The organism is Saprospira grandis (assembly GCF_027594745.1).
GTDB lineage: Bacteria > Bacteroidota > Bacteroidia > Chitinophagales > Saprospiraceae > Saprospira > Saprospira grandis.
In genome coordinates this window covers 2,024,375-2,037,566 of sequence record NZ_CP110854.1, presented here as the reverse complement: position 1 = coordinate 2,037,566, position 13,192 = coordinate 2,024,375, and the positions used below count along the sequence as shown (strand labels likewise).

Here is a 13,192-nt window from a genome sequence, read left to right as displayed (position 1 = left end):
GCTTATGCAGGCTTTTCAACGCCTCCAAAATGCTTATCGGGCCTATGCAGCCCAAGAACAATTTGGCCAAGGTCAACCACAGGAGCTTTATCAGCCCCTAGATTATATTCTTTCTTTGGGCGGCAAGCAAATGCGGCCCATTTTGCTATTAATGGCCGCAGAACTCTATCTGGGCCAAAATATTGAAACGGCCCTGCCCGCCGCCTATGCCATAGAGCTTTTCCATAATTTCTCGCTTATGCATGACGATATTATGGACCAGGCCGATTTGCGCAGAGGAAAGGCCACGGTGCACAAAAAGTTTGATACCAATACCGCTATCCTCTCTGGAGATGTGATGCTGGTCTATAGCTATAAGTACCTGGCCCAATCGGCCAGCGGAAATTTAGCCGCCTTGCTCGATTGCTACAATGAAACGGCCATTGGCGTTTGTGAAGGCCAACAAATGGATATGAACTTTGAGCAAATGCAGAGCGTAGCCCTAGAAAGCTACCTCAAAATGATTGAGCTCAAAACCTCAGTGCTGCTCTATGGCGCCATGAAAATGGGCGCCCTCATTGGCCAAGCCCCAGCCGAAGAGGCCGAACTATTAGGCGAATTTGGCCGAAATATGGGCATCGCCTTCCAACTCCAAGACGATTATCTCGATAGCTTTGGCGATGCCGCCACCTTTGGCAAACGCATCGGCGGAGATATTCTGCAAAATAAAAAGACGGTCCTTTATATTAAGGCCCTAGAGCTAGGCACAACCGCCGATAAAGAACAGTTATTGGCCCTTTATCAGCAAGCTTGCCCAGCCGAAAAAGAAGAGGAGAAAATCGAAACCGTTAAGGCTATTTTTGAGCGCTCTGGCGCCAAAGCCGCCCTTGGCCAAGCTGTAGAGGCTTACCGACTCAAAGCCGTTTCTTTCTTGGACCAACTCCCCAAAAGCCAAACGGATAAGGCACCTCTTTATCAGTTTCTCAATTTCATCATGCAACGCCAACACTAATGCGCCATGAAATCCCTTGCTTTTTTTCTCTGCCTTTTTTCCCTAGCCAGTAGTTGGGCCAAGCCCTTTTCTATAGAGGATTTGGACCCCGCCAAAACGCAGGCTTATATCTTGCAGTTTCAGCATATCGCTATTGCCGAAATGGACCGAGCGGGTATTCCCGCTAGTATCAAAATGGCTCAAGGTATTCTAGAATCAGGCTCTGGCGCTAGCCAACTGGCCATTCAAGCCAATAACCATTTTGGAATCAAATGCGGCGGAAAAAAGCATTGGGATGGCCCCAGTTTTTATCTCTGGGATGATGAGACGGTCAAGTCTTGCTTTCGAGTTTATGACCAAGCCGAAAAATCTTATATCGCTCATAGCGAGTTTTTGCGCAACCCCAAAAAAGCTTGGCGCTACGGCTTTCTCTTCGATCTCGATAAAACCGATTATAAAGCTTGGGCCAAAGGGCTGCAAAAGGCGGGTTATGCCACCGCAAAAACCTATAGCAAAAATCTCATTAGCATCATTGAGCGCTATGAGCTTTATCGTCTGGACCATCTCTCTTTTCAGGATTTACAACTGGCCCCAGGCGAATTAGACAGTATTTTCAATCTGCAACCGCCGCCCAAAGATAGTGTCAAGGGACCAGAAGAGCGGCTGGCGATTCGCATTCCCGACCCCTTCGGAGAAATTAAGGATACCGTAGAGCTCGAGTTGCCCAAGGGCATTATTGAGGTCAATGGCCGTAAAGCGATGGTCCTACAAGTTGGCGAAAGCCTCCACGAGCTGGCCCAAAGAGCCGATATTAAGCTCAAAAAGCTAGAGCGCTACAACGATTTTGCCGAGCAGGGCCGCCCTAGGGCGGGACAATACGTCTTTCTCCAACGCAAAAAGAAACGCTATACGGGCAAGCAGCATTTTCATATCCTCAGAAAAGGACAAGATTTGCGGGCCGTTTCTCAGTATTATGGCATCCGCCTAAAATCACTCGAAAAGCTGAATAAAATCTACCGAAAAACGCTTCCCCAAACAGGCAATAAAATCCGATTGAAGAAGGAGAAGTAGATAGTTTTGGGGCCTCCGCCTCGCTTCGCTCCTCGGCGCTACGCTTTGGGGCTCGCAGGTCTGCTCGGCCCTGCGGCGGCTTTGCCGCCTTGGTCTGGCCTGACGGCCACCCCGCCGCATCGCTAGGCCATTTACGGCCTTCGGCCGTATAAAGCGGGCCGATTGCCCAAAAAGAAATTTGTACTATGCAATTTAAGGACGTATTGGGCCAGAAGGCCGCTATAGAGCAACTTAAAGTTTCTTATGAACATGAGCGCACCGCTCATGCCCAAATTTTTGTGGGACCAGAAGGGGCGGGTGGCCTGGCCCTCGCCCTCGCCTATAGCCAATACCTCCTTTGCGAGAAAAATGAGTCTGGCATTGCCGATGCCTGTGGGCAATGTAATGCCTGCAAAAAGGTGCAGAGAAATATTCATCCAGATCTCCACTTTTCTTACCCCAATATTGATAGCAAAGCCGTCAGCAGCGACCATATTAAGGAATGGCGCAAAATGCTAGAAGAAAAAGGCCCTTATGTCAATATGAACGATTGGCTTTTTTATTTGGGGGCCAATAACCAAAGGGGTAATATCAATAAGCGGGAGTGCGTGGATATTGTGCGCAAATTTAGCTTTACCCGGGTAGAGGGCCGCTTTAAAATCCTTTTGCTCTGGATGCCCGAATATTTGGACAAGGAGGGCAACCGCCTGCTCAAACTCATTGAAGAGCCCGAGCCCAATACCGTCTTTCTCTTAGTTGCCGAACGAGCCGAGCTTATTCTCAACACCATCCTCTCTCGCTGCCAGTTGCTCAAACTACCCGCCTTAGACGATGAGCTAATTGCCGAGGCTTTGGTCCAGGAGGGCGTTCCTACACAAACGGCCAAAGAGGTGGCCTACCTTTCGGAGGGCAACTACCGAAAAGCCAAACAGCTGGCCAGTGGCCAAAACCAAGAAGAGCAGCAACTGGGGCAAGCCTTTGCGGGCTGGCTCCGCGCCTGTTATCAGGGCCGTGGCCCTATGGTCTATTGGGTAGAGCAATTTGTAACGGGCAAGCACCCCAAAGAGGGCAAAAAGGGCAGTAAAACAGGCCGTAAAGAGCAGCTGCTCTTTTTGGAATACGGCCTATTTTTCCTTAGAGAGCTCAGTCTACTGCAGGCGGGTTTTCCCGCTAGTGGTTTGCGCCTATCGGCGCAGGACCAAAAGGCGGCCCAGGGCCTAGCAAAATTGCTTCCCTTGCCCGCTATTGATAAGCTGCAACAGCTCTTTAACGATCATCTGTATTTTATTGAGCGGAACGCTCATCCCAAGGTCCTTTTTTTGGACCTCTCCATTAAAATTCATCGCATTTTTAAGCCACTTTAGACCTTTAGGCTGCCCATGCCGCCATCTAAGCCTAAAATTTGGCCCGTCATCCATTGGCTATTTTGGTCCAGAAGATAATAGGCCAAGCTAGCGATATCTTGGGGCTGGCCGATGCGGCCCAAAGGGTGGCGTTTGGCGGCAGACTCCTGCTTGGCTTCTGTATTGAGTAAACGCTCGGCCAAATCGGTATTAGTTAGAGAAGGAGCAATTGCATTGAGGCGAATATTATGGCTGGCCCATTCGGCAGCTAGGGATTTGGTGAGGCCCTCTAGGGCGCCTTTGGCCATAGCAATAGAGCTATGAAAGGGCATGCCCAGTTTTACCGCCACCGTACTAAAAAGGACCACAGAAGCGCCTGCTTCGGCCTTTTTGAGTTGGGGCAAAGCCGCTTGTAGCAGACGAACCGCCCCCATGACATTCAGCTCAAATTCTTGATTAAACTGTTCTTCTTTGATGCGGTGGAAGGGCCGTAAATTGATGCTTCCGGGGCAATAGACCAGGCCATCTAGCTGGCTGGGCAATTGGGCCAAAAGCGCCTTGGGATCATCCTGTAGGGCATCGTAGCTAATATTTTTGCCTAGACCCTCTGCCGAGCGGCTGGCATTATACACTTGAGCCCCTGCGGCTTGGAGTTTTTGGGCCAAGGCCGCGCCAATGCCGCGGCTAGCGCCAATAATGAGTATTGATTTTCCTTGCATAATGGATTGTTTTAAGCTTATTGATGCTTTATAAACAACAGCTAAATCAAATGGTTGTATTTGGGGCAGCGCTAGGCGGCTTGGCCGCCTTTGGCCGCAGGCCAAACTGGCCTAGCGATGTGCAGCAGTGGCCGTCAGGCCAGACCGAGCCGCCGCAGGCGGCGAAGGGCCGAGCAGACCTGCGAGCTGCGAAACGTAGCGCCTGCCGCAGGCAGGAGGCCCCAAAAAAAACGTCTCTTCCCGAAATTGGAAAGAGACGTTGACCGTAAACATCAAGCTAATGATTTAGCCCAATTTACCGGCTTTAATATCGGCTACATAGCGTTTTACCTCCTTGCGAACCGTGGGCGCCAAAATGATCAGGCCGATCATATTGGGGAACACCATGGCAAAAATCATGGCATCGGAAAAACCGATAACCGAGCCAAGGCTGGCAGAAGCGCCAATGACAACAAAAATGCAAAATAGCACCTTATAGGTGAGGTCCATCGCCTTAGACTTACCAAAGAGGAACTTCCAGGCTTGTAGGCCATAATAAGACCAAGAGAGCATGGTAGAAAAGGCAAAAAGGGCCACCGCCAAAGTAAGTACATAAGGGAACCAAGGCAAGGCCGTAGCAAAGGCGTTAGAAGTCATACTCACCCCATCGATGCCATCTAGGTTTTCGTATTGGCCCGTAATGATAATGACCAAAGCGGTGATGGTACAAATAATCACGGTATCGATAAAAGGCTCGAGGAGAGCCACCACCCCTTCACTAGCGGGATAAGCTGTTTTTACGGCAGAGTGAGCAATAGCGGCAGAACCTACGCCAGCTTCATTAGAGAAAGCCGCTCGTTGGAAACCCGTAATGAGAACGCCAACAAAACCACCAAACATAGCGGGGGGATTGAGCGCCTCGTCGAAAATAAGGCCGAAAGCGGTAGGAATTTGGCCAGCATTCATCGCAATTACGATGAGTGCGCTACCGACATAAAGAACCGCCATAAAAGGAACAATTGTTTCGGCCACTTTACCAATTCGCTTAATCCCACCAATAATCACGATTGCCACCAAAACGGCGGTAATCAGGCCAAAGATAAAGCCACCGGCACCGCCTTCAATGCCAAAAGTGCCCAAGACCTGAGAAGCAGCTTGGTTAGCCTGGAACATATTTCCGCCACCAAAAGAGCCACCTACACACATAATAGCGAAGAAAACGGCGAATACCTTTCCGAGGCCAGCAAGGCCCTTATCGGCTAGCCCTTTAGAGAGGTAATACATAGGTCCGCCATGGATGGTCCCTTCGGCATCAATTTCTCTATATTTTACACCAAGCGTACATTCGGTAAACTTAGAAGCCATACCGAGCAAGCCCGCAACGATCATCCAGAGCGTAGCGCCTGGTCCACCCAAAGAAATGGCGATAGCCACCCCGGCGATATTTCCGAGCCCCACCGTAGCCGAAAGAGCGGCAGAAAGAGCTTGAAAGGGCGTTACCTCTCCATCTACAGACTCATCTTTGATGGTATCGGGATTATCCTCATCCATATGATTTTCTGGGCTATAATACTTTCCTCTTACCGTATTGATTGCCAAGCCGATGCGGGTAATATTGGGGAACTTAAAATAGACCGTAAAGAAGAGGGCCCCCAAGAGCAAAATCAAAAGCACAAAAGGCATTTTGATACTACTAGCGACCAAAACGATGGGTTCTGTTTGTTGGGCGGCTAGCTCCTTATTGGTCAATTTCAGGCTAAAATCCTGATCTTTGACCTTATAGGTTTCGCCAAAATTCATATTCTGGCTAATGCTGTAGGTCTTGCCTGCTTCCGTTAGCTGATAGCTCAGATTAAAGCTATTTTCATTGAGGTACTTGATGCTAAACTCGGTACCATCGGCTAGCTCGGTGGTCACCTCATAAGGCGACTGATCCATATAGCTGCGTTTGCGCTTAATTTGCTGAACGCCCTCTTTGCCGTCCTTTTTGGCGGCGGCAAACTTCTCTGCGGCTTTTTTTCCCGCTAGGGCCACAAAATACTGCTTACCTTCGGGCGACATCTCGATGAAGCCTCCGCCCCCTTCTGCCTTTTGGCTGTGGTAGCTGGTAGAATCTTCTACTTTGACAAAGTACTTGTACTTATTGCCATCCTCTCGCTCCTTTTGCGAGTAGTAATCGTAGCGGTTTTTCACTTTAAAGGAGGCAAAAACGATGCTCTGAATAAAGTTGGAGGTAGGCGTAAAGCGCAGGTCAATTTGCTTATCTACGGGGTAGAAGGAGATATCGGTATCTTCATCTACCAGCGTTTTTTGCATAGGTTGCGCAATACTCATCTGGGCCAAAAAGGCAAAGAGGAATAGTAAGGCGTATTTTCTCATACTCTTTAAGAATTTCGTTTTTTAACGGGCGGCCAAAAGAGGATGCCAGCCGTTGTTTATATAAAATTGAAAGGATAGCCTTTGGCCATCCTGAACTGTTGGGGATCCTTTCCCTAAATTTTGCTTTCTCTGCTTAAGATACTGCATTCTATGTTTGGAGCTGCTAAGCGATTGCCTTTTTTTATTTCTCGAGGGGCTCAAAAAGTACTATTTTGTTTAAAATTGACAAAAATGCACGCATATATTTTTAGTTTTTTCAGACAGATCGGCCTATTTCTTCTATGCCTGTCTCTTCCTTTTTTACTCACTGCTCAAACTCAGACCGATTGGTTGGGGGATTGGAGCGGAACGCTAGAGGTACAAGGCATGGAAATTCCGGTTGTTTTTCATATTCGCCTAGAAGCTGGGGAGTTAGCGCTCTTGATGGATAGCCCCAAGCAGGGGCAGTTTGATCTCAAATTTGATGAAATAGAGATTGATGGGCCTAAGCTCAAAGCGAGCTGGGCCTTGGCCAATATTATTTATGAAGGCCAATGGTCAGCTGAAGGCATCAAAGGCCAATGGAAGCAAAACGGCCTTAGCCTCCCCCTTCTGTTTAAAAAGGTAGGGGCCGATGAGCTGCCGCAGGCGCCCAAGCGCCCCCAAACGCCTCAGCCGCCATTTCCCTATATCGAGGAGCAACATTATGTGATTACGCCCAAAACGAATATCCGCCTAGAAGGGACGCTGACGCTTCCGCCCAATGCCACAGATAGCAGCAAGGTCCCGGCCATTTTGCTCATTTCGGGCAGTGGACCACAAGATCGAAATTCCGAATTTTTTGGCCATCAGCCTTTTGCCGTTATTGCCGACCATTTTAGCCGCCGTGGCTTTGCCGTTTTCCGCTACGATGACCGTGGCACAGGAAAATCTGAGGGTCAATTTGCAGGCAGTACGACCCATGATTTGGCCCAAGATGCCGATGCTTGCCTACAGTACCTCAGCCAAGACCCCAGAATCAATAAGGAGCAGTTGGTCGTTATGGGCCATAGCGAAGGCGGCCTGATTGGCTTTATGCTTGGCGCCAAATGGGGCAAAAAACTAGGGGCGGTGGTCTCGCTGGCAGGGCCCGCCCTGCCCATCAAGGAGCTGATGTTGCAGCAAAATTACGATTTGGGCAAACAGGCTGATATTGCCGAAGAAAGCCTAGAAACGCAGCGCAATTTCTTGATCAGTTGCTATGCTAGGGCGGTCAAAAAAGACCGCAAAAGTGAGGATAAGTTTGTGGCTGATATTCTCGATATTTGGCGCGGTCTCCCCCAAAAAGAACGCCTCCAATTGGCCGAAATTGGCCTAGTAGAAACGGGCGTAGAACAACTAGGAAAGGCCCTCTATGCCCCTTGGTTTCGCAGTTTTCTACGCATAGACCCCAAAAAATACCTCAAGCGCCTGCGCTGCCCTTTACTGGCCCTCAATGGCGGCGAAGATATTCAGGTGGCGGGGCCCGAAAACCTCGAGCGCATCTCTCAATTGCTCTTGCAAAAGGAAAAATACCCCACCGCGGTGGTTTTACTGCCCCGCCTCAACCACCTTTTTCAGCATTGCGAGAGCTGCACAATTGCCGAGTACCAACTGCTAGAGGAAACCTTTGCCCCCGAGGTCCTAAAAGCCATGCAAGAATGGCTAGAAGAGCGTTTTGCACTAGAAGATGAACACAAACATTAAAGATTTGGCCCTTTTATCTCCTTTGTTTTTGTCACGAACTTGTATTTTGGGGCCCGCGGCCGGCTAGGCTTCGCCTAGGTCGGCCGCCGCTATGCTGCGGGGCTCGCAGGTCTGCTCGGCCCTTCGTTTTTTTCGCTTTGCTCAAAAAACTCGGTCTGGCCTTCGGCCACCCGCTCCGCAGCGCTGGGCCTTTGGGTCCCTCTCTGCTCTAAGTCCCCCCCCTCTACCACTATTTTGAGACCTTAAACTTAATGGAACAATGAACTGGAAACAGCATGGGCCCAAATGGCTACTCTTTTTCCTTCTGTTTTTATTGGGCATGGCCCTTTCTTTTAAATCTATCCGCGAACCCGATTTGTGGTGGATGTACCACACAGGAGAATGGATCTGGGAAAATGGCGCAGTAACTTATTCTGACCCTTTTTCCTATACCCAAGAGGGCCGAGACTGGATTAACGTCAAATGGCTGTTTGAGGTCATTATTGTCGCCTTCAAAAAGATGGGAGGGCCAGAAATGGTCTTTGTACTCCAAGCTCTAGTAAGTTTGGGCTTGATGTATTTTTCTGCCGCTTCGGCCCGTCTGCTTGCGCCTAAGCGTAATGGATTAAGTATGGCTTGGGCCTTTGCTATCGGCTTGCCGATCTTGCTATTTGGGCTGGATTTTCGCCTTATTGGTCGGCCCGAAATGAGCTCGCACCTTTTGGTGGCTGTTTATCTTTTCCTCTTTTTGCGCCAAAGCCAAAAAACAGAGCATAATGGCATCTTTTGGCTGATCCCTTTACAACTGCTTTGGACCAATTTGCATGAAGCCTTTGGTATCGGGATGGTCCTGATGTTTGCCGTTTTGGGCAGCAGTTGGGCGCAATACTTTTTAATGGGTAAAAAAACAGCCCTGCCCAAAAAACAAACCCTAGCCATTTTAGGCGCTCTGCTAGTGATTCCCATAAACCCCAGAGGCATCAGTATGTGGGCCCACCCTTTTAATATTTTTGGACAACTTCAGAATAACAAATATACCAGTGAGCTCAATTCTTATTTAGAGGCCAGCTACTGGATGAAAGAGGCCTATATCAATTTATTTTTCCTGGGCGCCGCCCTGCTGTTTTTGGGCCTTTTGCTCTTTGGCTCCAAAGAGGGCCGGCCAAAAGTTGGGCAGTTGCTCGGCTGGCCAAACTTGGTCTTGCCCGCCCTACTCTTTTACCTTAGCTTGACGGCCTACAGAAATATTCCTTTCTTCCTTTTGGCCTCGGCTCCTTTTCTTTTGGCTCTTTTGGAGCGCCTGCTCCGTCCTTTGGTCCCAAAAAGCTGGAAAATGGCCCTAAGTCTTGGGCTCGCTCTAAGTTTGGCTAGCTCTTATGGCCTAATCGTTTCTGGCCACTATCATAAATGGATAGAGAGCCGCGACCAATTTGGCTTGCAGGTCCTTAATAGCCATAACCCCATCAAAGCGGCCGAATTTATGGCCCAAGAAAACATCAATGGCCGCGGCTTTGCCGATTATCTGAGCTCTGCTTATTTACTTTGGCGGCTACAGCCCGACTTTAAGACTTATATTGACCTTAGAGACCTCGATATTTTTCCGGCCGATTTTTTTGCCCAATACGAAAAGCTGCTGCAAAATCCCGCTCTTTTTGATACGGAGGACCAAAAATACAATTTTGAGTATGTGGTCTTGCTCCGCCGCCCAATTGAGCAGATTCCCACCCTTTATGTGCATTTGCATGATAGCCCTAATTATGTTTTGGTCTATGCCGACCCTGTGGCCATGGTTTATGTAAAACGCCTGCCCAAATATGAGCAGCTCATTGCCGAAAAGGGCTTGACACAGACCGCTAAAAAGGCTGTTTTTGAAGCTTGGGGGCGCTCTACTTCTTCAGCGGTTCCTTTGGCCCTGACCAAAATGCTTTACCCATTTTTTAAAAATGAGGAGAATCCCGAAGTCAATCAATGGGCCATTGGCGCTCATCTCTATTATGCTTTGGATGAGCAGGAGTTGGCCCAAAAGGCCCTAAAAAAAGCCTTGCAACATCCAGATAAGGCCATGGCTTATAGCGTGCAGGGCCGTTTGGCCGCCCGCCAATATTTGGACCCCAAAAGCTCGGAAGAGCAAAAGGCCCAAGCCTTTAAAACAGGAAAAATGGCCTTTGAGCAAGCGCTCGCCCTAGCGCCCGAAAACTTGGAGTCGCTCTTTGGTTTGGGAGTGCTTTTGGCCGAAGAGAAGCAGTATGCTGCGGCCATTCAGTATTTTCAGGCGGCGAAAAAGCTGGCCCCAGAAAACCCCGCTATTACGGGCCGGTTGAATGCTTGTTATCAGGCTTTAGGGCAGTAAAAAATGGCCCAAGCTCCCCCAAGGGATTCCTTAGGGAATCCCGCAGAGGGGAGGGTGGGCGGGTTAATTACTAGGCATGAGGAGCGCAGCGACGAATACCATTTTTTGCGGTTTTGCAGGCGGCGAAGCCGCCGCAGGCTGAGCTGCCAGAGCAGGGCCGCCAAAGGCGGCAGACCTAGCGGGCGAAGCCCGTGCAGGGCCGAGCGAACAGCGAGCTGCGGAGGGAGCGACCCGCCTACAAGGCGGGGCAGCCCCAAATAAAAACCTTAAGGAAAATCGTTGGGATCGGGATATTGCCAGATATAATCGGGCAAAAAAGCTTGTAGTGCAGCCGTAGAAATATAACTAGCCTGCTCTTTTTCTTGGGGAGTGGGCGGCAAAAAGCTAGGCGGCTCTAGACCCAACATTTTGGCCCGTTTGGGATAAAAATCTTGGGCAAAAGGGTGTTTGGGCGCAGAAACATTTAGCAAAGCAGGGCAATTTTCTTTGGCCAAAAGAGCCGATAAAATACCGAGGCAATCGCTGCGGTGAATCAAATTGAGGCGGCGAAAAGGCTGAGGAACCTCCTTTTTTCCCGCCAAAAAGCGGCCAGCCTTCCGTTGCCCGCCGATGAGTCCAGCAAAGCGCAAAATACTCAAATTGAGCTTGGCGCGATAAGGGGCCAGGGCCTTTTCTGCGGCCAAAACAGCCTGAGAACGAGCATGAGCTGGGCGACAATCATTCGTCTCCAAAACAGCTCCTTTTTGAGGACCATAAACGCCCGTGCTAGAGACAAAAAAGAGGGTTGCGTCTTGCGGCATTCGCTCGGCCAAAAGGGCCATACTTTGGGCATAGGCGAGCGGGCCCAGCCCCATAAAAGGCGTAGGCGGCATATTGACCATATAATAAGGCAGCTGCCAAATGGGATCCTCTGCAGCGGGAAGCGTTTTGGGTAGCTCCATGCGAAAGGGCTTCAGGCCCAAAGCCTGAAGCCCTTCTAAATTGGCCAAAGAGCGGCTGCTACCGTAAACCTCCCAGCCTTCGGCTAGAAGTTTTTTGGCCAAAGGAGCCCCCAGCCAGCCGCAGCCCATAATGGCAATTTGTTTATTTTTCATCTATTGAATTTATATTTCTTAGGCTATCTGCCCGAGCGCTATCGGCTAGGCGTTTTTCGGGATTCATCAGGCCCTCTAGATAGCGGAGATTTTCCAGTTCATTATAATCATTCTTCCAGGCAATTCCAGCACCTGCTTTAGCGGCTGCGGGGTCCACATCGCCTAAAACGGCTCTAAAGACAGAATCTTGGCGAATGGCATCAATAGAATCTTGGACCAAAGAGCGTTCTAGATAAGCCACCTTATTAAAGACATTTTCAAACTCTGCTCTAAAGATCTCGATACCGACCAATTCATTATCGGCAAAAATATGTTGTTCGACCAAAACGCCAGCCGTATCATAATAATTGATTTTACCTTCTTTTACGCCCTCATTATAGAGGATCGTATCTGTTTTTAGGCGGCCATTGGGGTGGAAATTCACCTCATAGCGGGCATAGCCTTTTTGGCTATTGTAGAGCACCTTTCGTTTGAGCGAGCCATCGTCGTAGCGTTCGATGCGGTACTCAATGGGCAGGCCTTTATTCCATTGGGCCTCTAGAATAAGGATACCGTCTTCATTCCATTCTCGCTGAAAGCCATCTCTTTTTTGGCCAATAAAGCTTTCTTCTGATCGCTGATAGATCGGGCGGCCAGAGCGGTCGCTCCAATAGCGAACCACATCATTGGTCGTATCGGTCAATAAGAATTGAACGCGAATGTCTTTGATAGAAGGAACAGCAACCACGGTATCGGCAACAAACTCCTGTTTGCCTGCTCCAAAAAGGTCACTAAAAATACAAGAACTACTAGCTAGGCTAATAGCTAAAATGGGCAGTAAGATATAAAAGGCTCTCATAGTGGATATTCTGAAGGAAAAAATCAGCTGTGGTAGTGCCTTATAAAGGTAAGTTTTTGCTTTTTAACTGCCAATTTTTTTCTGTCGAGTCCAAGAGAAAAGTAAAACGGCCCAAAAGCGTGCTTTTGGGCCGTTTTAGCTAGGCCAGATTATAGCCAACTAACTTTTTCGCTAATTGGCGTTCGGCTAGAGACCAACTCAAGTCCCTCGGGCTTACGGCCAATAAAAAGCAAACCATAGCAAGTTTCTCCTTCTGCCAATTGTAAAAACTCTCGGATTTCAGGACGGACCATAAAGCCCGGGCTGCCCCAATACATGCCGATCCCCATGGCTTCTCCAGCCAACCAAATGTTTTGAACCGCCATAGACATAGCCGCTAGCTCCTCCCATTCGGGCAAGCTGGCTTTGGGGTCTCGCTGCATACAAATAGCCAGCATAAAGCTACTTTTTTGAGCCCGCTTGCGGATCGTCCTTGGTTTTTTGGGCAATTGCTTTTCTACAGGAACAGCAGCCTCATAAGCCGCCACCATGGCCTCGGCAAAATCTGTTTTTCGATCGCCCGCAGCCACCTTAAAGCGCCAGGGTTGCGTCAATTTATGATTGGGCGCATAATTGGCCATCTCCAACAGCTGCTCTAGCTCTTCTTTTGTCACTAACTCATCTGTAAATACTTCGGGATAAACGGAACGACGGTTTTTAATACTCTCTAAAACCGTTTGCTCTACTTTTATGGTGCTCATATTGCATTTTATTTAGATCTATTCTAAACAAATATAAGGTATTATCT

At 49.0% G+C, this 13,192-nt stretch carries 10 protein-coding genes; 5 read left to right on the top strand and 5 right to left on the bottom strand.

The features are described 5' to 3' along the window. The first annotated feature begins 4 nt into the window (after nt 1-4). From OP864_RS08200 to OP864_RS08190, 3 genes are all read left to right on the top strand, one after another. Nucleotides 5-991 (top strand): polyprenyl synthetase family protein, encoded by a 987-nt coding sequence (locus tag OP864_RS08200; RefSeq protein ID WP_270100719.1) that lies wholly within the window; start codon nt 5-7, stop codon nt 989-991. Between the two features lie 6 nt (nt 992-997). Continuing rightward, a complete protein-coding gene (locus OP864_RS08195) occupies nt 998-2,041 on the top strand; it encodes a glycoside hydrolase family 73 protein (RefSeq protein ID WP_270100718.1) in 1,044 nt (347 codons plus the stop codon). A gap of 185 nt (nt 2,042-2,226) precedes the next feature. After that, nucleotides 2,227-3,384: a DNA polymerase III subunit gene (locus OP864_RS08190; RefSeq protein ID WP_270100717.1), complete on the top strand. Its 1,158-nt coding sequence runs from the start codon at nt 2,227-2,229 to the stop codon at nt 3,382-3,384. On the opposite strand, the gene OP864_RS08185 is transcribed toward OP864_RS08190, so the two are convergent. Further along, nucleotides 3,381-4,082 (bottom strand): SDR family NAD(P)-dependent oxidoreductase, encoded by a 702-nt coding sequence (locus OP864_RS08185; RefSeq protein ID WP_270100716.1) that lies wholly within the window; start codon nt 4,080-4,082, stop codon nt 3,381-3,383. The two genes, OP864_RS08190 and OP864_RS08185, sit on opposite strands and share 4 nt — an antisense overlap. Before the next feature lie 285 nt (nt 4,083-4,367). Then, on the bottom strand, nt 4,368-6,440 hold the full coding sequence (locus tag OP864_RS08180; RefSeq protein WP_270100715.1) for an alanine/glycine:cation symporter family protein: 2,073 nt from the start codon (nt 6,438-6,440) through the stop codon (nt 4,368-4,370). 231 nt (nt 6,441-6,671) lie between these two features. On the opposite strand from OP864_RS08180, the gene OP864_RS08175 reads away from it, so the two are divergent. Both OP864_RS08175 and OP864_RS08170 read left to right on the top strand, forming a co-directional pair. After that, complete coding sequence (locus OP864_RS08175; RefSeq protein ID WP_270100714.1) at nt 6,672-8,144, top strand: alpha/beta hydrolase family protein; 1,473 nt, start codon at nt 6,672-6,674, stop codon at nt 8,142-8,144. Nucleotides 8,145-8,403: 259 nt separating this feature from the next. Further along, nucleotides 8,404-10,473, top strand: a complete 2,070-nt coding sequence (locus tag OP864_RS08170) for a tetratricopeptide repeat protein (protein ID WP_270100713.1) — start codon at nt 8,404-8,406, stop codon at nt 10,471-10,473. Between the two features lie 266 nt (nt 10,474-10,739). Here the strand turns inward: OP864_RS08170 and OP864_RS08165 are convergent, their stop codons facing one another. The 3 genes from OP864_RS08165 to OP864_RS08155 all read right to left on the bottom strand — a co-directional run bounded on the left by OP864_RS08165 (nt 10,740) and on the right by OP864_RS08155 (nt 13,145). Next, nucleotides 10,740-11,567: a Rossmann-fold NAD(P)-binding domain-containing protein gene (locus OP864_RS08165; RefSeq protein WP_270100712.1), complete on the bottom strand. Its 828-nt coding sequence runs from the start codon at nt 11,565-11,567 to the stop codon at nt 10,740-10,742. Beyond that, complete coding sequence (locus OP864_RS08160) at nt 11,557-12,405, bottom strand: toxin-antitoxin system YwqK family antitoxin (protein WP_270100711.1); 849 nt, start codon at nt 12,403-12,405, stop codon at nt 11,557-11,559. The genes OP864_RS08165 and OP864_RS08160 overlap by 11 nt, the downstream gene beginning before the upstream one ends. A 149-nt stretch (nt 12,406-12,554) precedes the next feature. Further along, entirely contained in the window at nt 12,555-13,145 is a 591-nt protein-coding gene (locus tag OP864_RS08155; RefSeq protein WP_270100710.1) for a nitroreductase family protein, read from the bottom strand. Between the last annotated feature and the right edge of the window lie 47 nt (nt 13,146-13,192).